The 19,204-nt window shown below is 66.8% G+C and carries 15 protein-coding genes and 1 tRNA gene; 1 reads left to right on the top strand and 15 read right to left on the bottom strand.

The window, feature by feature from the left end; translation table 11 throughout:
- Positions 1 to 48: 48 nt before the first annotated feature.
- The 7 genes from pknB to HK353_RS08520 all read right to left on the bottom strand — a co-directional run bounded on the left by pknB (position 49) and on the right by HK353_RS08520 (position 9,744).
- Entirely contained in the window at positions 49 to 1,926 is a 1,878-nt protein-coding gene (gene pknB / locus HK353_RS08550; protein ID WP_173155170.1) for a Stk1 family PASTA domain-containing Ser/Thr kinase, read from the bottom strand.
- Between the two features lie 116 nt (positions 1,927 to 2,042).
- Positions 2,043 to 3,884, bottom strand: a complete 1,842-nt coding sequence (locus tag HK353_RS08545; protein WP_173155168.1) for a protein kinase domain-containing protein — start codon at positions 3,882 to 3,884, stop codon at positions 2,043 to 2,045.
- Complete coding sequence (locus tag HK353_RS08540) at positions 3,881 to 5,350, bottom strand: peptidoglycan D,D-transpeptidase FtsI family protein (protein WP_173155166.1); 1,470 nt, start codon at positions 5,348 to 5,350, stop codon at positions 3,881 to 3,883. The genes HK353_RS08545 and HK353_RS08540 overlap by 4 nt, the downstream gene beginning before the upstream one ends.
- Entirely contained in the window at positions 5,347 to 6,939 is a 1,593-nt protein-coding gene (locus tag HK353_RS08535; RefSeq protein WP_173155164.1) for an FtsW/RodA/SpoVE family cell cycle protein, read from the bottom strand. Before HK353_RS08535 ends, HK353_RS08540 begins: the two co-directional genes overlap by 4 nt.
- On the bottom strand, positions 6,939 to 8,312 hold the full coding sequence (locus tag HK353_RS08530) for a PP2C family protein-serine/threonine phosphatase (RefSeq protein WP_342589857.1): 1,374 nt from the start codon (positions 8,310 to 8,312) through the stop codon (positions 6,939 to 6,941). The genes HK353_RS08535 and HK353_RS08530 overlap by 1 nt, the downstream gene beginning before the upstream one ends.
- A gap of 53 nt (positions 8,313 to 8,365) precedes the next feature.
- A complete protein-coding gene (locus HK353_RS08525) occupies positions 8,366 to 8,875 on the bottom strand; it encodes an FHA domain-containing protein FhaB/FipA (protein WP_173155160.1) in 510 nt (169 codons plus the stop codon).
- A complete protein-coding gene (locus tag HK353_RS08520; RefSeq protein WP_173155158.1) occupies positions 8,872 to 9,744 on the bottom strand; it encodes a DUF3662 and FHA domain-containing protein in 873 nt (290 codons plus the stop codon). The genes HK353_RS08525 and HK353_RS08520 overlap by 4 nt, the downstream gene beginning before the upstream one ends.
- Before the next feature lie 512 nt (positions 9,745 to 10,256).
- On the opposite strand from HK353_RS08520, the gene HK353_RS08515 reads away from it, so the two are divergent.
- Positions 10,257 to 10,340, top strand: a tRNA-Leu gene (locus tag HK353_RS08515).
- A 271-nt stretch (positions 10,341 to 10,611) separates the two neighbouring features.
- On the opposite strand, the gene HK353_RS08510 is transcribed toward HK353_RS08515, so the two are convergent.
- The 8 genes from HK353_RS08510 to HK353_RS08475 form a co-directional block, all read right to left on the bottom strand.
- Positions 10,612 to 11,913 carry a hydroxymethylglutaryl-CoA synthase family protein gene (locus tag HK353_RS08510; RefSeq protein WP_173155156.1) on the bottom strand — a complete coding sequence of 434 codons (1,302 nt, stop codon included), beginning with the start codon at positions 11,911 to 11,913 and terminating at the stop codon, positions 10,612 to 10,614.
- Positions 11,910 to 13,013 carry a hydroxymethylglutaryl-CoA reductase gene (locus HK353_RS08505; RefSeq protein WP_173155154.1) on the bottom strand — a complete coding sequence of 368 codons (1,104 nt, stop codon included), beginning with the start codon at positions 13,011 to 13,013 and terminating at the stop codon, positions 11,910 to 11,912. Before HK353_RS08505 ends, HK353_RS08510 begins: the two co-directional genes overlap by 4 nt.
- Complete coding sequence (fni, locus tag HK353_RS08500; protein ID WP_173155152.1) at positions 13,010 to 14,170, bottom strand: type 2 isopentenyl-diphosphate Delta-isomerase; 1,161 nt, start codon at positions 14,168 to 14,170, stop codon at positions 13,010 to 13,012. Before fni ends, HK353_RS08505 begins: the two co-directional genes overlap by 4 nt.
- Positions 14,160 to 15,290, bottom strand: coding sequence for a phosphomevalonate kinase (locus tag HK353_RS08495; protein ID WP_173155150.1), 1,131 nt, complete (start codon positions 15,288 to 15,290; stop codon positions 14,160 to 14,162). Before HK353_RS08495 ends, fni begins: the two co-directional genes overlap by 11 nt.
- Positions 15,287 to 16,303, bottom strand: a complete 1,017-nt coding sequence (gene mvaD, locus HK353_RS08490; RefSeq protein WP_173155148.1) for a diphosphomevalonate decarboxylase — start codon at positions 16,301 to 16,303, stop codon at positions 15,287 to 15,289. Before mvaD ends, HK353_RS08495 begins: the two co-directional genes overlap by 4 nt.
- The gene (gene mvk / locus HK353_RS08485) at positions 16,300 to 17,262 is read right to left on the bottom strand and encodes a mevalonate kinase (RefSeq protein WP_173155146.1); all 963 of its coding nucleotides are present in this window, start codon (positions 17,260 to 17,262) and stop codon (positions 16,300 to 16,302) included. The genes mvaD and mvk overlap by 4 nt, the downstream gene beginning before the upstream one ends.
- 84 nt (positions 17,263 to 17,346) lie before the next feature.
- Entirely contained in the window at positions 17,347 to 18,585 is a 1,239-nt protein-coding gene (locus tag HK353_RS08480) for an RNA polymerase sigma factor (RefSeq protein WP_173155144.1), read from the bottom strand.
- Positions 18,586 to 18,598: 13 nt separating this feature from the next.
- Positions 18,599 to 19,030, bottom strand: coding sequence for a YciI family protein (locus HK353_RS08475; RefSeq protein ID WP_173155142.1), 432 nt, complete (start codon positions 19,028 to 19,030; stop codon positions 18,599 to 18,601).
- Between the last annotated feature and the right edge of the window lie 174 nt (positions 19,031 to 19,204).

Below are 19,204 nucleotides of genomic sequence, written 5' to 3'. Positions count from 1 at the left end.
AGCGGCCGGGCCAGTCGATGACTGACCCGGCCGCTGTGCGCTGCGATCTCAGTTGCCGATGATGCCTTCGGACCAGTCGTCGAAGAGCCCTCCGCCCATCGAATCATTGTCCTTATCATCCTTGTCGTCTTCGTTTCCGCCGTCATCGTCGCCGGGAGCGGTCGGGATGCCACCCGGGACGGACGGGATTGACGGCGACGGCTCCGGCGGCTTCTTGGCCACCTTCACCGTGATCTCACTGCCCTGCTTGATCTCGCTTCCCGCAGTGGCAGACTGTTCGAAGACCTTCTTCTCGTCGTGATCGGCGGTTTCGACCTCTTCTGTCTTGCAGCCGAGCTGGTAGTCATCGCCCTCGAGGATCTTGCAGGCTTCCTCCGCGGTCTTGCCCGCGACATCGGGGACCTCGACCATGCCCGAGGACACGACGAGATCGACATTCGAATCGACGTCGACTTCCTGACCGTCACCGGGCTTGGTCTCGATGACGACGCCCTTCTCCACGTCCGGGGAATTCTGGGAGATGTGGGTGCCGGCTTGGAGGCCTGCGTCGTTGATGATCTTCCGCGCCTCTTCCTCGGTCTTGCCGGAGACACCGGGGACCTTCACTGACTCGGGGCCCGACGAGATGACCAGCTTGACCACGCTGTCCTTCTCTACGCTCTGACCGCCCGGCGGGTCGGTTTCGATCGCCTTGCCCTCATCGACCTCCGCACTGTACTTCTCGTCGCGGTCGACTCTCAGGCCCTGTTTGATGAGCGCGGACTCGGCCTCATCGGCATCCATGTTCGCCACATCCGTGACCTGGACCTCAACGATCGGTTCGGGTTTGTTGATCTCGTACACCCACAGGGCCACGGCGGCCAGGGCGAGGAGGACGAAGATGCTGCCGATCCAGATCCAGGCGCGGGAGCGCTTCTGCGGCGGACGCTCCTCCTGATTGGTCATGATCGCCGATACGGGCCCGGTTTCGGGAGTGGGCTCGGCCTCGTTGGCATGAGCCATCGGAGCGGTCATGGGCGGGGCCATCATCGGATACGCCTGCGTGGCCTCGACATCGTCCTCGAAGCTCATTGGACGACCGTCGCGGGCGGCGAGCACGTCCTCGCGGAAGGTGTAGGCGTCCTGATAGCGGGCGTCGCGGTCCTTGAGCAGAGCGTGGAGGAGGAGCCGGTCGACGGCCGGCGGGATGTTCTGGTTATAGAAGCTCGCCGGCTGCGGGGTCTCGCCGACGTGCTGGTAGGCCACGGCCAGCTGGGAGTCGCCGACGAACGGGGGACGGCCGGCCAGGAGCTCATAGAGCAGGCAGGCGGTCGAATAGAGGTCGGAGCGAGCGTCGACGACCTCGCCGCGGGCCTGCTCGGGGGAGAGGTACTGGGCGGTGCCGACCACCGACTGCGTCTGCGTCAGTCCCGAATTGTCCTTGAGCGCTCGCGCGATCCCGAAGTCCATGACCTTGATGTCACCTTCGGGGGTGAGCATGACGTTCGCGGGTTTGATGTCGCGGTGGACGATGCCGTTGCGGTGGGAGTACTCGAGCGGAGCGAGAACTCCGGCGATGACGTTGAGCGCCTCGTCGACGGTGAGTGTGCCGTGTTCATTGAGGACTTCGCGCAGGGTCTGGCCCTCGACGTATTCCATGACGATGAACGGCACGGACACGGAGGATCCGCCGGATTCGACGAATTCCTCTTCACCCGAATCGTAGACGGAGACGATTCCGGGATGGTTGAGACCGGCCGCAGACTGGGCCTCGCGCTTGAGTCGCGTGTGGAAAGACGGATCGCGGGCGAGATCGGAGCGCAGAAGTTTGATGGCTACGCGACGCCCGAGACGGTTGTCGACGCCCTCATGCACCTCTGCCATGCCCCCACGGCCGAGGAGCGCACGAACTTCGTAACGCCCCGACAGCACCTTGGGTTCACTCATGTATGTCCTCCGCTTGTCTCACCCGGTCTCTCGGTTCATTCTCACCTGAACCGGGTCGAGTTTCAGTATCTCAAACTCTTCGTTTCTGCTGATCGCTGCTCTGAATCGCTCAATGTCTATTCATTGCCGTTGTTTCCGTTCGGGTTGCCGCCAGCCTCCGCGCTCGAACCGCTCGACGAGCCTTGATTGCTGCCCGCCCCGTCATTGCCGCTGTTCGGGTTGGAGCCGCCGGAGGTGTCGGCCGAATCGCCGGAGCTCGAGGAATCCGACTCTCCGGACGTGTCCGTCGAGGATGACGAGTCCGATTCGCTCGAGGTCTCGGAGTCCGACGACGAACTCGACGAGCTCGAGGAGTCCTGGTCGGAGGACGAGCCGTTGTCACCGGAGTCCGAACCCTGATCCTGCGAATCGGATGAGGAACCGGATGAGGAACCGGAATCCGAGCTCGACTCCGAGTCATTGCCCAGACCCGAATCGGATCCGGAGTCCGAGGCGGGCTCTTCGGGCTGCTCGGCGGGACCGGCGGAGATGTAGAGGGTGACGGTGTCACCCTCTTCGAAGGTGTAACCGTTGTCGCCCTCGCCGACGTCGGCGACGGTTCCGGCCGCCCGATCCGAGTTGATGTCGGTCGTCTCGACCTCGAGTCCCTTGTTCTCGAGGTTCTGCGTCGCCGAGGATTCCGTGAGTCCGATGTAATCGTTCTTATCGATCTCGATCGTCTTCGCCGCCTCCGAAGTGGGCGCCGAGGTCGACGGTTCCGGTTCGGGTTCGGCATTGCCTCCGCCGAGGAAGAACCACAGCAGGGAACCGACCGCGATGAGGGCGATGATCGCAAGGATCCAGATGAGGACGCGGCCCTTGTTCGACTGCTTGTCCTTCTCCAGATCCTGATTCTGCGAATCGTTGGGATCGATCTGTCCCGTATTCGCCGCCGCGTCGGCTCCGGCACCGGCCGCACCGGCGCCGACGACTCCGGCGGCGGCACCGTTCGGGTACACCTGGGTCGCATCGTTCGAGGCGGTGACGGGCAGGGTCTTCGTCGTGGCCGCCGGTTCCGGGTTGTTGAAGACCTGGGTCAGGGCTTCGGACGCCGCGGCTCCGTGGCGCATCTGCGGCACGAGCTCCTCCGCGCCGGCGATGTCCCCGGCCGAGAGCGCCTCGGCGGCCTTGGCGACCTTGAAGGCATCCGAGGGACGGCGTTCGGGCTTCTTCTCCAGCAGGCAGTCGACGAAACGGCGCAGCGGTTCGGAGACCGTGTCCGGCAGCGGCGGATGCTGCTGATTGACCTGGGCGATGGCGATTGCCACCTGCGAGTCTCCGGTGAAAGGACGCTGACCGGCCAGGGCCTCATAGGCGATGATGCCCAGTGCATAGAGGTCGGAACCGGGTCCCGAACCCTTTCCGGTGGCTTGTTCGGGGGCGAGGTACTGGGCGGTGCCCATGACCTGCCCGGTCTTCGTCAGCGGTGCCTGATCGGTGACTCGGGCGATGCCGAAGTCCGTGATCTTGACCCGGAAGTCCGGGGTCATGAGGATGTTGCCGGGCTTGATGTCACGGTGGATGACACCGACCTTGTGTGCGGCGCCAAGGGCCTGAGCGGCCTGTGTGACGATGGAGAGCGTGTCGGTCTCGGACAGGGGTGCACTGCGCTCGATGATGGCCGACAGAGCCTCACCGGGGACGTATTCCATGACGAGGTAGGGCGACCCCTGCTCGTCACCGTAGTCGTAGACGCCGGCGATTCCCGGGTCGGAGACTCGGCCCATGTTCTGGGCTTCGGCACGGAAGCGGGCGAGGAAGGTCGATTCGGAGAGGTACTCGTCCTTGAGGATCTTCGCCGCGACCTCGCGGCCGAGCACGGAGTCCACACCCTTCCAGACCTCTCCCATGCCGCCGACGGCGATGCGGGAGGTGAGTTTGTAACGGTTGCCCAACAGGGTGCCTTCGACGGGTCTCATTTCTCGACCACCGCTTCCATCATGTTCTTCGCGATCGGTCCTGCGACCGTCGCGCCATAAGCTTCGTTGCCCGCGTTTCCGCCGTTCTCGACTACGACCGCGACCGCGACCTGAGGGTCGTCGGCGGGGGCGAAGGAGATGAACCAGGCATGGGGTGCCGCGCCCGTGGCGTGCTGGGCGGTGCCGGTCTTCGCTGCGACCTTCGTATCGCCCATCTTCGCCACCGAGGCGGTGCCGTTCTCGACCACACCGGTCATCATGTCGGTGAGCTTGTCGGCCGTATCTCCGGACACGGGGCGGGACATCTGGCTCGATCGGGTCTCGGAGATCGGCTCGAGGGTGTTCGCATTGAGCACCCTGTCGACGAGCTGGGGCTTCATCATCTTGCCGCCGTTGGCGATTCCCGCGGTCATCATCGCCATCTGCAGCGGAGTCGACCTGACCTCGTACTGACCGAGCGAGGACTGAGCCAGCTGCGGCGGATTGAGGTCGGACGGGAAGGAGGACGGGGTGACATTGAGAGGGATCTCGAGATCCTCGCCGAAGCCGAACTTCTCGGCCTGCTTCGCGATTGCGTCTTCTCCGAGGTCCATGCCCAGGGAGGCGAATGAGGTGTTGCAGGATTCGGCGAGCGAATCGGCCAGGGTCGGCTTGCCCCCGTTGCGGCAGGCACCGGGATGCGAGTTGCCGATCGTCGCCGTCGTCTGCGGCAGATCGAGCGTGGCGGGTCCGTTGAGCTGCGAATCGGGCTCGTAGTCCCCGGATTCCAGGGCGGCCGCTGCGACGAGGACCTTGAATGTCGAGCCGGGCGGGTACAGGTTGCCGCCGATAGCGCGGTTGTAGGCGGGTTTGCCGTCGGCGGCTTCGAGGTTCTTATAGGCCTGGCTGGCTTCGGTCGCGTCGTGGCTGGCCAGTGCATTGGGATCCCAGCCCGGGGTCGAGGCCATGGCCAGGATCTTCCCGGTCTTCGGGTCGAGAGCCACGGCGGCGCCGTTCTGGTTGCCCAGCCCGTCCCACGCCGCCTGCTGCACCTTCGGGTCGATCGTCAGCTCGACGGCGGCGCCGCGGGGCTGCTCACCGGTGAAGAAGCTGCCGACCTTGTCGTAGAACAGGGCGTCGGAATCGCCGGAGAGGTAGTCGCCGGAGGCACGTTCCATCCCCGAGGCCCCGGACACGACGGAATAGTAGCCGGTCAGCGAGGCGTAGGCGCGCGGATCGAGGTTGTCCGAACCGTATTTGCGCTGGTACTTGTACTTGTCGTCGACGGGCTCCGAATAGGCGATCGGGGTGCCGTCGACGAGGATCGGACCGCGATCACGGGCCAGCTGGTCGAGGATCCGCCGGTTGTTCAGCGGATTGTTGTTCAGCGAATCCGCAGTTACGTACTGCACCCAGCTCGTCGACCCGAACAGGAGCGCGAACATGACGAATCCGACGACGGCGATATGCGTCAATGGCTTCTTCATCGTTCACCTCCGGTGGGTCGTTGGTCGGTGGCATCGGTGTCGTTCGGTGCCTGGCCGCGGGCCCGTTCGCCCGCGGGCGGCAGATTCGTGGTCGGGGCTTCGTCGTCGAACACGCGGGAGTCCGCCGGCGGCAGGTTCGTCGTGGGGGCATCCTCGTCGACGGTGAGCGCCGAGGCGGCCGTGTCGTTGGCGCGAGCACCCGCGGGAACGGGCTCGGGATCCTCGGTGATTCTGAGCACTCCGGTGTGGAATTCCTCTACGGGGCGCCTGGCATTGTCCGAGATCCGCAGCAGCAGGCCGATGATCATCCAGTTCGCGATGAGCGAGGAACCGCCCTGTGCGAGGAACGGCGTGGTCAGACCCGTCAGCGGGATGAGGCGCGTGACGCCGCCGACGACGACGAAGACCTGCAGGGCGATCGTGAACGACAGGCCCGTGGCCAGCAGAGTGCCGAAGCCGTCACGCAGCTGCTGAGCGGTGCGGATTCCGCGCTGGAAGATGAACAGGTAGCACAGCAGGATGACGAAGAGCCCGGCCAGGCCGATCTCCTCACCGAAGCTGGCGTAGATGAAGTCGGATTCGGCGTAGGGAACCATGTTCGGTCGGCCCTCGCCGAAGCCGGTGCCGATGAGTCCGCCGTTGGACATGCCGAACAGGCCCTGCACGAGTTGGTAGGAACCGCCGGGAGTCTTGTTGTACTCCTCGGCGGTCAGCGCATTGAGCCAACCGGACACACGCTGTCCCACGTGGGAGAAGAGGAAGGTCGCCGCAACCGCGCCGGCAGAGAAGAATCCGAGGCCCAGGATGATCCACGAGACCTTCGACGTGGCCACGTAGAGCATGGCGACGAAGAGGCCGAAGAAGAGCAGGGAGGTGCCGAGGTCGCGTTCGAAGACGAGGACGCCGACGCTTGCGACCCAGGCGACGACGATGGGCCCGAAGTCGCGCAGGCGGGGGAACCGGATGCCGAGGATCTTCGGCCCGGCGGCGACGAGCTGGTCCTTGTAGGTGACGAGGTAGCCGGCGAAGAAGATGGCGAGCAGGATCTTCGCGATCTCGCCGGGCTGGAAGGACAGGGGGCCGACGCCGATCCAGATGCGCGCACCGTTGATCGTCTTGCCGATGCCCGGGATGAGCGGAAGCAGGAGGAAGACCAGAGCGCCGAAGCCGGAGACGTAGGTGTAGCGGCGCAGCCAGCGGTGGTCGCGGATGACGAAGATCACCGCGATGGCCAAGCCCACCCCCAGTGTCATCCACACCAGCTGGGTCATCGCCGAACCGAGGTATTCCTTGCGGCCGAGGTCGACGCGGTAGATCATGGCAAGGCCGAGGCCGTTGAGCAGCACCGCGATCGGCACGAGCACGGGATCGGCGTATTTCGCCTTGATCCACACGATGATGTGGAGGATGACGCCGAGGGCCGCCAGCCATGCGGCATAGCCGTAGACATTGGCCGGGATGGTGTCTTCGACGCCGAGGCCGACCAGGGCGTAGGCACTGGTGGCGACGGCAATAGCCAGGACCAGGAGACCGAGCTCGGCCAACCGGTAGGTTCTGGGGCGCGCGGTCTGCGAGGGAGACTGGTTCATCACTGCGACTCCCGGGTGATGGCGTCGCTGGGGTCGGCAGACTTCGAATCCGGAGGTGAGGGAGCGGGGTCGCTCGGACTCGTCGAGTCCTCGACATCGCCGGACATGCCGGAGGAGCGATCGGATTCCTTGCGCAGATTGTCGATGATGCGATCGGCCTCGTCGCGTGACCCGGCGGGAATCGAACCGCGGAGCCGGTCCTGGGAGTAGCTGTTGAGGTTGCCGACGTCGATATCGGTGGTGTCGACGAGGCGGCTGAGTTCGATGGGCCCGAGCGTCGTGTCGAGACCGCGGTAAAGGGAGACTTTGCCGTCGTCGTCGGCGACATAGTACTGGTGGCTGACGTAGTTGAAGGCGAAGAATCCGCCGACAGCCAGCGCGACGATCACGATGGCGGTGATGATCCATCCGAGGTAGGACCTTTTCTCGACCTCATCATCGAGGTCGGCCTCCTCTTCTGCCTCGGCAGCGGTGTTGGTCCGCAGCGGCTGAGTGGTGCCGTCCCGAGCTTCGCGGTCCTCGCCGTCGAGGGTGTGGATCGGTGCGGTGTCGGCGGAGACATCGCCGTCGGGGAACGTCTCATGGGCTTCGGTGTCGACGGCCGCCTCGGTGTCGGGATTCGCACCGATCGCGGCGTAGCGCGGATTGAGGTGGACGGAACCGACGGACACGCCTTCGGTGGTCTCGACTTCGCCTTCGAGGACATCGCCGACGACGACGGTGACATTGTCTGCGCCGCCTCCTGCCAATGCCAGGTCGATGAGCTGACGGCAGGCCTCGTCGGGGTCGGCCACCTCTTTGAGCACGCGGGTGATGTCGTCGATATCGGCGAATCCGGTCAGACCGTCCGAGCACAGCATCCAGCGGTCGCCGACCTGGGCCTCGCGGAGGGACAGATCGAGGTCGGGAGAGGCCCCGACATCGCCGAGGACCTTCATCACCACCGAGCGCTGGGGATGGGTCTCGGCCTCCTCGGGGGTGATCCGGCCCTCGTCGACGAGCATCTGCACGAACGTGTGGTCGTGGGTGATCGGCTGGAGCTTGTCGTCGCGCAACACATAGCCGCGCGAGTCGCCGATATGGGCGAGAGCGAAGCGGTTGCCGGTCGCGCGCAGAACAGCGGTGACGGTGGTACCCATTCCGGCGAGTTCGGGCTGTTCGCCGACACCACGGCAGATGCGGTCATTGGCTTCGAGGATCGAGGTGCGGAGGAGTTCGAGGGCGTCCTCGCCTCCGGGTTCGCGGTCGAGTTCGGCCAGGCGGGACACGGTGATCGCCGAGGCGACATCTCCGCCGGCGTGACCGCCCATTCCGTCGGCGATGAGCAGGAGATTGGGTCCCGCATAGCCGGAGTCCTGGTTGTTCTTACGCACCAGCCCGGTGTGAGACCGGGCTGCCGAACGGAGAGTGATGGTACCGCCGGTCGTCACGATTGGGTCTCCAGGGTCGTATGTCCGATGGTGATCCGGGTGCCGATGGCCAGCTGGATGGGTCCGGTCATGCGTGCGCCGTCGACGATGGTGCCGTTCGTCGACCCGAGGTCTTCGAGCATCCAGGCGCCGTTCTTCGCCGAGATCCGAGCATGATGGCTGGAGGCGAAGTCGTCGTTGATGATGATCGTGTTGTCGGGAGCTCGTCCGAAGGTCACGGGCGCTCCCGAGAGCATCAGCGTCTGCCCGGCCAAGGGGCCGTCGGTGATGCGGATGGTGCCCGGATGGGCGTGGGCGACCGGGGCGGCCGCCGGACGAGGTGCGGGAGCCGGCCGCGACGGTGGCGGCGGTGCGGACTGGGAGCCGCCTCGGCGAGACTTCTTTCCGGCGCGGGCCTTCCGGGGGCCGAAGATGTCGCGGCGGAGGACTCCGGCGACTCCGAGGACGAAGAGCCAGAGGATGACGAAGAATGCCAACCGGAAGACGGTGACGGTGAATTCGCTCACTTGGCATCCCGCTCGTCGTAGTGGACCTCGGCCTCTCCGGCGAGGAGGACATCGCCGTCGGACAGGGTCGCCGATGTCAGTTTGCGTCCGTGCAGCAGAGTGCCGTTCGTCGAACCGAGGTCATTGGCCACGGCCCGATCGCCTTCGACGACGATCTCGAAATGACGACGTGAGACGCCGGGATCGTCGATGACGAAGTCCGAGCTCGACGAGGATCGACCGAAGGTGTTCGTGCCCTGGCGCAGCATTTGTGTGCGACCGTCGATGGTGACGCTCGCTTCGATGGTGCGAGCAGGTGTCGGCGCCGGTGCTGGCCGGGAGGCAGTGTTCGGTCGCGAGGTCGCGGCGGGGGGCGGAGCCGAACGGGCGGGTTCGGGGGTGCGGCGCGGGGTCGCGGGTCGGGAACCGGAGTTCGGGGACTCGCCGACGATCGGATTCGCCCGTGAGATCGGGTCGTAGCCGCCGCGGTTGGCCGGTTGAGCGGCGGGAGATCCGTCGGGACGCTGGGTCGAGGACACGACGCGGTACATTCCCGTGTCGAGGTCGTCGGCGAGAGCGAATTCGACGGAGACTGGACCGACGAAGCTGTAGGCCTGTTCGACGGCGTGGTCACCGACGACCTGGCGCAGATCGGAGCGCAGCTCGGACTCGAGTCCGGAGAGTCGGTCGTAGTCGGTCTGCGAGAGCTCGATGACGTAGTGGTTGGCCGTCAGGGTGCGACCGCGGGAGACCACGGCGGCCTTGTTGTCGGCCTCACGGCGCAGGGCTCCGGCGAGCTCGACGGGTTCGACCTGGGATCGGAAAGCCTTGGCGAAGGCGCCGTTGACGACGTTCTCCAGCCCCTTCTCGAAGCGATCGAGTAACCCCATGGCACCTCCTCATCAGGTGTTGCCGTTGCCGAACGAACTCTTCGCCTAGCATCTTTGAGCGCTCTGACCAGGTGGTCCTGATCACGTGCACTCTGGGCACATCAACACCCAATCCTAACGCGGTGAGGCTCTCAACTCACGTCACGCGTGTTTGCGGGGCCAAGCTGTGCCGGGATTCCCTGCGCGCGTCCAGGGAAGAACGAGGCAGTGCGCGCGGTGCAGGTGGGCCCGTGCGCGGGGCGAGCGGGTGCGGCCGCGCGGGGTGAGAGCGGGCGGCCGCGCGGGGCGAGGGCGGGCGCTGGGAAGGCTGAGGGCGTGGGGCTGCGAGGGGCGAGGGTGTATGGCTGCAAAGGGCGAAGACGAGTGACCGTGCGGAATGCACGTGGTCCGCGCCGGCGACACAGCGTGAGTGACCGCGCGGGGCCAAAATGTGAAGGTGGACACGTTTGCGTCGATTCGGCTTCCTCGGTTTTCAGTTTCGACGACTCCGATGCTAGAGTTTTACCTTGTTCGCGCGAGTGGCGGAATTGGTAGACGCGCTGGCTTCAGGTGCCAGTGGCCGCAAGGTCGTGGGGGTTCAAGTCCCCCCTCGCGCACAGCGAACGAGAAGCCCCTCACCGGGTCCCGACAGGGTCGAGGTGAGGGGCTTCTTCGTGCCTGCTGTCGGTTGAAAACTCGCGAAGGGCCCAGTTTGAGTTGAGCAGCCCAGTTTCAAACATGGGCTGTTCGCCCCAAACTGGGCCGAACGCGAATATGGTACTGGTTTCTCTGAGATGCACACGGAAGAACGTGGGCAGCTCAGAGAAACCAGTACCATTTGCGGCGCAGAGCCGGCATGGACCCAGCTTCAGGAGCTGGGATCGGGAGCTAGGCGCGCTCGTAGTGGCGGGCGCGGCCCTTGATCCCGGCGAAGCGGAACGGTCCCGCGGTCACCTTCGGGGTCGTGACGTCCTCGGCGCTGGAGAGCTCGGCGGCGTGGAGCGCGCGATAGGCGTCGATGGAGAGCGGAACCCGCGCGTCAAGGGCCTCGATGACGGTTAGTCGGTGCGAATGCTGTTCGTAGCCGGGGACGACGCGGGCGGTGAAGAACTCGCCGACGCTGCCCGATCCGTAGCTGAACAGTCCGATGCGCTTGCCGGCAAGATCCTCATCGTGATCGAGCAGTGAGCACAGTCCGGCATAGAGCGAAGCGGTGTAGGAATTGCCGAGGCGCCGGTTGTACAGAGTGCTTGTGGCCAGCCCCGTATCGCGTGGACCGGTGGCAACGGAGTTATCGGCACCGGCGGCAGCGGCCGGGCCCGAGGCAGCGGCCGAGTTGGCGGCAGCCGTGCCAGCACCGGCAGAGCCGGCATCGGCGCCCGCGACGATCTCCGTATCGAGATCCTCACCCGTGAGTCCGGCGAGGTGGACCTGTGCTTTCTTCGCCATCTTCGTGAACGGCTGGTGGTAGAGCACGCGGTCGATCTCGGCGATGGCCGGTCCGCCCTGCGCGGCCAGATCGGACCATGCGCCGGTGAGCGCATCGAGGTAGGCGGTGACCGAGAGGGCCCCGTCGACGATCGCGGTCGTTGAGTCGTTCGGGCGCCAGAAGTCGTCGACATCTGCCGAGTTCAGACCCGAGACCGGTTCGATCTCTAGCAGCTTCGGATCCGCGGACACGAGCATCGCCACCGCACCGGCACCCTGCGTGGGCTCGCCGGGGGTGTCGAGCTCGTAGCGGGCGACATCCGAGGCGATGACGAGCACCCGCTGGCCGGGAGAGCGCGTGACGATGCCGACGGCGGCCTGCAGAGCCGCAGTCGCCGAATAGCACGCTTCCTTGACCTCGACCACGCGCATCTGCGACGGCAGGTCGAGCAGCGAGTGCACGGCCATGCCGGCGGCCTTCGACTGGTCGGTGCCCGATTCGGTGGCGAACAGCAGAGTACGGATGCCCTCGGTCCCGCTGCGCTGAATGATGGGTGCGGCGGCCGCGGCGGCCATGGTCACAACATCCTCATCGGGTGCCGGGAAGCTGAACTCGTCCTGGCCGAGGCCGAGGCGGAACTTGTTCGGATCGGTGCCGTTCGCCTCGGCGAAGTCATCGAGTCTGACGACATGATGGCTGGTGGCCAGTTCGATGTCGTCGATGCCGATCGGTGCAGTGCCCGCAGCAGTTTGTGATGTCATGCGGCCTCGCCGTCCTCTCGCTGAGTCTCGGCAGCGCGCTGCTCATCAGCCTTGCGTTCCATCTGGCGGTGAGTGTCCATCAGCTCACCGGGGTTCGTCTGAGCGGCGAGCAGTGAGAGCTCACCGCAGAGCACGGTCGCGGCCATGAGCGCGGCCAGACGACGCGAATTCGCTCCCGGCTCACGATCCTCACGGCAGCCGAGACGCTCCAGCGCCTCGTCGACATGCGGCAGATCCTTGCCGTTGCCGACGGTGCCGACGATGAGGTGCGGCAGCGTCGTCGAGAAGTACAGGCCCTCGGGGCGGTTCTCCGCATAGGTGATGCCCTGCGAGCCTTCGACGATGTTCGCCGCATCCTGACCGGTGGCCAGGTAGAAGGCGAGCAGCATGTTCGCATAGTGGGCGTTCGCCGAACGCAGGGCGCCGGCGATCGTCGATCCGACGAGGTTCTTGCGCACGACGAGTTCGACCATCTTCTCAGCGCTCGTACGCAGGCGACGTTCGACGACCTCGTGGGGCAGGACGATCTCAGCGACGACATTGCGTCCGCGTCCGAGGATCCCGTTGACCGCGGTGGCCTTCTTGTCCGAGCAGTAGTTGCCGGACACCGAGCCGTAGTCGAGGCCCAGCTGCCAGGACAGGATGGTGTCCATGAGCGAATCCGAGGCCTGGGTGACCATATTGTGCCCCGAGGCGTCGTTCGTGCGGAAGGCGAAGCGGACGAAGAGCAGGTTCCCGACGATCTCGGGGTGGATCTCGATGAGCCGGCAGTGGCTGGACCCGGCCTCGACGACGGATTCGAGTTCGCGGGTGCGGTGACGGATGGCCTGCGCGGCGGCTGAAGCGCCGATCGCGGATTCGGCCACGAACAGCACGGACCGGGTCATCCGCTCATCGACGATGACGGTGCGGATCCCACCCTCGATCTCACGGGAGATCGACGCCCCGCGGCCGACGGAGGGCCACAGCGGGGTCTCGTACGTCGCCAGGGGCACGGCCACCTCGGTGTGGATGCCACTCGGCGCCAGCGCTTCGCCGCTGACCCGCAGGGGACCGACCCACGTAGTGGGGATCCCGGTGATCGTGGTCTGCTGATTCACAGCTGATTCCTCCTCGAAAGGACGTCGGATCGGTGCGAGAGCGCGGTGACGTCGATTCCGCGCAGGCGGGCGAACTCGCCGAGGCGGCCCCGCGTGAGCAGGTCCGTGGCCGTGAGGTCCGTGGACCGCTGCGCCCCGAGCAGGGCGAACAGAGCCGAGGTCTGAGTCTGCCAGGTGCGCACGAGTTCGACCAGTCCCCCCGGACCGTGGTCGAGCACGGTCTGCAGGAAAGTGCCGGCGACGCCGACGGCGCGAGCACCGCAGGCCAGTGCTTTCACGACATCATAGGGGTTCCGCACGCCGCCGGAGGCCAGCAGCACGCGGTTCGAGACGCCGTCGTCCATCGTCGTCTCGGTGGTCCACTCGGATGGGGCGTCGAGCAGGCAGGCCAGGGCCGACTGACCGAAGCCGGTGAGCATGGAGAAGTCCTCGGCCGGTGAGCGATCGTTCTCGATGCGCAGGAAGTCCGTGCCCCCGGCGCCGGAGACGTCGGCGTACTGGACTCCGATATCGGCGAGCAGCTGCAGCGTCCGGCGGCTGAGGCCGAATCCGACCTCCTTGACGACGACGGGAACGGGGCAGGCGGCGACGATGTCCTCGAGGCCGGACAGCCAGGTGGAGAAGTCGCGGGTGCCTTCGGGCATCGCGGTCTCCTGCACCGGATTGATGTGCAGCTGGAGGGCATCGGCGTTCAGCAGCTCGACGGCCCGGCGGGCATCATCGGCGCTGCGACCGGCACCGAGGTTGCCCATGACGAAGCCGTCCGGGTTCTCCTCGCGGATGACGGTGAAGCCCTTCGCCGCCTCGGCGTCTTCGAGGGCCACGCTCATCGATCCGCAGGCCATGGGCAGGCCGGTCTCGGCGGCGGCGATGGCCAGGTCCCGGTTGATCTTCGCCGTGGTCTCCGTTCCGCCGGTCATGCCGTTGACGTAGAAAGGCGTCGGCCAGGTCCACTCGCCCAGTTCGACGCTGAGGTCGACAAGTTCGGGGTTCGTGCCGGAGAGCGCATGGTGGACGAATTCGAGGTCGTCGAAGTCGGTGCGTCGGGGGCCTTCCGTCTGCTGCGCCGAGGCGAGGCGTACGTGGTCGTCCTTGCGGGAGGCCCGTGAGGCCTTGGTCTCCGGTGTCTCGACGGATGCCGGGGTCTCAGAACTCATCGATCTCGCCTTCCTCTCGGTGGGCACCGAGGTCCAGGGGTCGGATTCCGGCGGCTTCCCAGCCGCTGAGAATGGTCTGTGCTTCGGTGTGCGAGTGGGCGAGGGCGATTCCGCAGTCACCGCCGCCGGCCCCCGAGGGCTTCGCTGCGGCACCGTGGGTTTCAGCGATCTCGCACAGATCGTGCAGGGCCTCGGTTTCGATGAGGCTGCCCGTGGAGTCGCTCAGTCGCCGCAGCAGGGTACGCACGGAGCGGATCGTGGTCAGGCTCGCCTCGGCATCGTCGGCGTCGAAGGCCGCCACCAGGTCGTCGACGAGCGTGTGGGACTCTGCGGCGAAGGACACGAGCGGGCGCGCTTTCTGCGCTGCCGCGGTCGATCCGGCAGAGGATTCGGATGCCTGCTCGCGCGGGGTGTGGACACGTGTGACGAGGTGTTCGGTCGACGCCGGTGATCCGGTCCAGCCGACGAGGAGGTCGAGCGAGCTCGGTGGTGTGACCCGTCTGGCCGAGCAGCCGGCCCATTCCGAGCAGCTCATGGCGGAGACGACCCCGTGGGCCTCGCGATGAGCGTGCAGGGCTGCACGGTCAGGGGAGGAGTAGCGGATCCAGCCGCCGAAGGTGCTCGCGGCAAGATCGCCCCCGGAGGCCTTCGTGGAGATCGCGATGGTCGCCAGGACGGCGAGTTTGAAGCGTTCGGTCAGGGTCAGCCCGAGGCGATAGAACTCATCGAGAGCGGCGATCGTCGCCACCGTCACCGCCGCCGAGGAGCCGAGTCCGAACTTCCGGCCATCTGAGTCATTGAGTTCGCTGGAGATCTCGAGATCGAAGTAGCGGGGGCTGGCACCCCGGTCGGAGCGCAGCTCTTCAAGGGTGGAGATCGCCGAGAGCACATAGTCGAAGGGACGCTCATCGACGATGATGTGCTCACCATCGTCTTCGCGCCGCCACACGACGGGAGCCTGACCGTATTCGCTCGAATGGATGCGGCCGGCGCCTTCGCTCTCGGTCAGCCGGACGGTGATGCACCGGTCGACGGCAATGAGCACGGCGGGCTGTCCGGGCTCGACGACGGCGTACTCGCCGGCGATGAACAGCTTGCCGGGTGCCCGGGTCTCGATCATGCCCGGTTGCCCTCACCCGCAGCCTGGTTCACTGCGTCTGCGGGCGGGACTGCGTCAGCGTCGGTGAGCAGGTGGGCTCCCGGTCCCGGTCCGACGACGCGGACGTCGCCGAAGCCGGAGAGCTTCTCGGCCAGCGCCTCGGCGTCATGGGGACGGACGATGACGGCGACGTTCGGGCCGGCGTCGGCGGTCGAATAGGCTTCGATCCCCGACTCGCGGGCCTCGGCCACGGCGTCGAAGATCGCATGGCTGGTCGGATTGAGGAACCGGATCGGCGGCACCGTGGACTGGATGAGTCCGTGCATGCGCAGGGCGTGGGATTCGGTGATCTCCCCGATGCGGGTGAAGTCCCCGGCCGCACACGCGGCGACCATCTGCTCGAGGTAGTCCTCGGTCGAGGACACCCAGCCGGAGTAGAACGGGGAGGTGGCGGCGGTCAGGCGCATCGCCTCGCGGGAGGACACGGCCTTCCTGGCTCGGTTGACGGTGACGATGATCATCCGCATATCCGGCGCGGGAACGGTCTCGGCGAAGGAGGAGGCGTCGTCGCCGGCGTGCCAGACGGCGATGCCGTCGGGAATCGAGCGGCATGCCGACCCCGAACCGCGACGGGCCAGCCGGCTGAGATCTTCGGCGTCGAGGTCGAGGTCGAAAGCCGCGGCGGCGGCCATTGCCAGAGCGGCGAAGCCCGACGCCGAGGAGGCGAGCCCCGCCCCCGTGGGCACGGAGTTGCGGGACCGGACGAGGACCCGATCATCGCGTCCGGCCAGGCCACGGACATGGTCGAGGAAAGTGGAGATGCGGTCCGTCTGACCGGCATCGGCGAGTGCGCCGTCGAGTTCGAGGACATCGTTCTCGGCGTCCGGGGCGGGCACCACGGTGGTCGTGGTCTCGAAATGGTTCAGCGTCAGCGACAGACTGCCCGCAGCGGGCAGGATGAGCTCCTCATCGGCCTTGCCCCAGTACTTGACCAGGGCGATGTTCGGGTAGGCCCGCGCCGTCGTCGTTCTCATGTCGGTCTGACCTCCGTCGTCCAGGTGCGGGGTGCTCCCGCCTTCCGCAGGGCCTCGGCGAGCTCCTCGGCCGAATCATCGTCCTCGGCCAGGGCCAGCACGCAGCCGCCGAGTCCGCCGCCGGTGAGTTTGGCACCCCAGGCTCCGGCCGCCGTGGCGGCATCCACGAGGGAATCGAGAGTCGGGGTCGACACGCCGAGGCTGCCGAGCAGTCCATGGGCTTCGTTCATCAGCGTGCCGATCGCCCCACGATCACCGGAGCGGATGTTGTCGACGGCGGAATCGGTGATTTCGGCCAGACGGTCGATCATCCCCCCGATGCGCACAGGATCGGCGTCACGGCGGGCACGGACCCCGCCGACCGCCTCGGCGGTGGACCCGTGATGACCGGAGTCCGCGAGGACGAAGACGAGGCGCTGACCGACGTCGATGGTCTGGGCGCACCCGGTCTGGAAGCGGATGGGGGCGGGTTTGGCCACGGCCCAGGCATCGATTCCGCTGGGTCGGCCATGGGCGACGGTTTCGGCTGCCTGCACGATCTCGTGGAGGGTGTTCTCGTCGAAGACCGTCGCATGCAGGTTCGCGACCGCGCGGGCCACGGAGGTGGCCACGGCTGCACTCGAACCCAGGCCGCGACTGTGGGGGATCGCCGAACGGATGAGCAGCTCCACCTCGGCATCGGGATTTCCCACGGCCTTCAATGCGGCGTTGAGACCGGCGACGACGGGGCCCATCGGCTCCGGAGCGGTCTGCGCATTTCCGGAGAACAGCTGGCTCTCGATCCGGGTCTCCTGATGCGGGGACCGGCGGATGTCGGTCTGGACTCCGAGCCCGTGCAGTGGCACTGCGACGGCCGGAGAGCCGTAGACAACCGCGTGTTCGCCGAACAGGATCGCCTTTGCGTGGGCGAAGCCCTGGGACGTGCCCTGGGCGGGTTCGGTCTGAGAGGAATTGTGCATGCAGAATGGTTTCGGAGTCTGTGGATTGATTTCACCATCATATGCCGTACCCCCGCCCATCCCGAAGACGAGGTGACGTCCGTCTCAGGTGAGTCCTACCGAGAGGTACTCGCGTTCGGCCGGGTCGGTGGTCAGGTCGAGCGCCCGCCGGCGGGCGGTGGCCGCCTCGTCTGTGCGGCCGAGCCGGGTGAGCAAGTGAGCCCGCAGCACCCAGGCGGGTTGGAAGGCGGAGAGACGAGGCGAGTCGGCAGCGAGCGCGTCGAGTGCTGCCAGTCCCGTCTCGGGGCCCTCGACTTCGGCGAGGATGGCGGCCCGTGAGACCGACCCGCCGAGGCTTGGTGCTACCTGCGCGAGGTCGTCGTGGAGGCGCAGCAGCATCGGCCAATCCGTGGATCCGGTGCGGATTCCGGCCATATGGAGGAGTTGGATGGCCGCCTCGAGCCCGAATCGGCCGACGTGTCCGCAGCGGTGGACCCAGGCGAGGTGGCGCTCGCCCGCCTCGGTGAGTGTTCCGTCCCAGCGGTCCGGGTACTGGTCGGTCAGGGGGACGAATCGTCCGTCGCCGCTGCGACGAGCGGGGAACCGGGCGGCGGAGAGGTGGATGAGGGCGGCCAGCCCGTGGGATTCGCCGTCACCGGGGCAGAGTTCGGCCACGAGGCGGGACAGGTACAGGGCCTCGCCGATCATGCCCTCCCGTGGCTGCGCGGCCGCCTGAGCCCATTCGATGGCGAATGCCCCGTAGATCGTCTCAAACACATCGGGCAGACGGGACTCGAGGTCGAGACGGTCGGGACTGCCGAAGGCGACACCGAGACCGGCAATGCGCTTCTTCGCCCTGGTCAGACGGGCAGAGACGGTGGCGACGGGCAGGGCCATGGCCGCGGCGATCTGTTTTGCCGTCATCCCCATCACCGCCGAGAGCATGAGCAGCGGCCGGGCGGGAGGATCGATGTCCGGGTGGGCGCAGGCGGCGAGGAGTTCGAGCCGGCGGTCGGGCAGGGCGTCAGGGTCGTGATGGGCGGGGTCGGTGCCGCCGTCGATGCGGTCGATCGTCTCCTCGTCGAGGGGCGTCGAGGTCCGTGCCGCCGCCGATCTCCACACGTCCCGGCGGGCATTGAGCGCCACCCGGTAGAGCCAGCCCTCGGGATTGGCGGGCGGTCCGTGGGCCCGCCACGCGGTCACGGCACGTTCGAGGGCGGTGGACAGCGCATCCTCGGCGCCGGCGATATCACCATCGGCGGCCGCGATGAGCGCGATGATCCTGCCCCAGCCGTCCTGGGACAGGATCATCGCGCGTTCGGCAGGATCGGCGGACTCGGTCATCGGCGAGCGATCATCAGGAGCCGTCCGGGCGGGACGGGCAGTCGCCGGGGCGCGTCGGCTCGTCGCCCGGTCGGGTCCAGGTGCCGTCGACGAACGAGGTCGCCGCGGGTCGGACCTCGATGGTGCCGTAGCTCGTGCCGGGGAACTTCTCGGCCCAGGCCAGGGCCGCCTCGATGTCGGGAACGTCGATGACGACGATCCCGGCCAGGGCTTCTTTCGCCGCGGCAAAGGGCCCATCCTCGATGACGACCTCCCCGGTCCTCCGGGTCACGGTCTTCGTCTCGGAATGGGGTGCGAGCATCTCCCAGGCGACGAAGACCCCGGCCGAGGTCAGCGCCTGGCCGAAGTCGTCCATGAGGCGCATCATCTCCTGGAAGTCCTCTTCGGTGGGGGCGGGGCCGTCGGCTCCGGGCTCGGGTGCGTGGAAGATCAGTGAATAGCGCATGGTTCGCTCCGTTCTGTGTGCGGCGACCGAATTTCGGTCGCTCACAGAGAAGACGATCGAATCGACGCCGATTCGACAGCTGTGCAGAATTCTTCCACGAATCCCCTCCGCCGAGGCGGCTGTGGCCCCAGTCCGGACCGCCGAGGCGGTCCCGAACCACCCGAACCGGTCCCG

The organism is Brevibacterium permense (assembly GCF_013280495.1).
GTDB classification, from domain to species: Bacteria; Actinomycetota; Actinomycetes; order Actinomycetales; family Brevibacteriaceae; genus Brevibacterium; species Brevibacterium permense.
The sequence above is the reverse complement of the archived record's forward strand: the minus strand, read 5'-3'. Positions and strand labels throughout refer to the sequence as shown.

Coding starts and splice junctions, on each gene's coding strand:
- mvaD (WP_173155148.1), bottom strand. CDS start 16,303: ATGAGAACGACGACGGCGCGGGCCTACCCGAACATCGCCCTGGTCAAG.
- HK353_RS08535 (WP_173155164.1), bottom strand. CDS start 6,939: ATGAACCAGTCTCCCTCGCAGACCGCGCGCCCCAGAACCTACCGGTTG.
- HK353_RS08495 (WP_173155150.1), bottom strand. CDS start 15,290: ATGATCGAGACCCGGGCACCCGGCAAGCTGTTCATCGCCGGCGAGTAC.
- HK353_RS08475 (WP_173155142.1), bottom strand. CDS start 19,030: ATGCGCTATTCACTGATCTTCCACGCACCCGAGCCCGGAGCCGACGGC.
- HK353_RS08520 (WP_173155158.1), bottom strand. CDS start 9,744: ATGGGGTTACTCGATCGCTTCGAGAAGGGGCTGGAGAACGTCGTCAAC.
- HK353_RS08510 (WP_173155156.1), bottom strand. CDS start 11,913: ATGACATCACAAACTGCTGCGGGCACTGCACCGATCGGCATCGACGAC.
- HK353_RS08545 (WP_173155168.1), bottom strand. CDS start 3,884: ATGAGACCCGTCGAAGGCACCCTGTTGGGCAACCGTTACAAACTCACC.
- HK353_RS08540 (WP_173155166.1), bottom strand. CDS start 5,350: ATGAAGAAGCCATTGACGCATATCGCCGTCGTCGGATTCGTCATGTTC.
- pknB (WP_173155170.1), bottom strand. CDS start 1,926: ATGAGTGAACCCAAGGTGCTGTCGGGGCGTTACGAAGTTCGTGCGCTC.
- fni (WP_173155152.1), bottom strand. CDS start 14,170: ATGAGTTCTGAGACCCCGGCATCCGTCGAGACACCGGAGACCAAGGCC.
- HK353_RS08480 (WP_173155144.1), bottom strand. CDS start 18,585: ATGACCGAGTCCGCCGATCCTGCCGAACGCGCGATGATCCTGTCCCAG.
- mvk (WP_173155146.1), bottom strand. CDS start 17,262: ATGCACAATTCCTCTCAGACCGAACCCGCCCAGGGCACGTCCCAGGGC.